Source organism: Priestia sp. P5_B4, assembly GCF_056400385.1.
Map to the genome: position 1 here is coordinate 1 of NZ_JBFULJ010001527.1, position 525 is coordinate 525.

General features: G+C 70.1%; 1 protein-coding gene. It reads left to right on the forward strand.

Features of this window, described 5'->3' with window-relative positions:
• Window positions 1–525: hypothetical protein (locus AC1DRF_RS31980; RefSeq protein WP_477742825.1), on the forward strand; the 525-nt coding region annotated here is incomplete at both ends.

Here is a 525-nt window from a genome sequence, read left to right on the forward strand (position 1 = left end):
CGCACCGCCGGACGAGGCGCGCGTGTCCGAGCCTCCCCTCGCGCCGAACATCGAACCGGTGCCCGACACCGCGCCATCACGATCCCGATGGGGCTGGTGGGTTGCCGCGCTGTGCGTCGCGCTCGCGGTCCTGGGCGGCTGGTTTTCGTGGACGCAACGCAACGGACCGGCGCACGTCGCAACCACGCAGGCCGGTGACCTTGTCCTCGTGCTCCCCGTCGCGGTCGCGCCCAACGACGCCGACAATGCGTGGGTTCGTTTGGGCGCGATGGATTACATCGCCAGTCGTTTGCGACGCAGCGGGCTCAAGGTGGTCCCCAGCGACCAGAGCCTGCGCCTGGGCGCATTGGCAGAGTCGACGAAGACACGCGCGCGCCCGCAAGCTCTCCATGAATCCAGCGGTGCGCGCTGGGTGTTTTCCACGCAGGCGATGCACGATGCGCGCGGCTGGCGCGTGCGACTGGATGTGCACGACGAGCAGTCGCGCGTGGTGGAAGCGCGCGGCAACACGGCGCTCACCGCCGC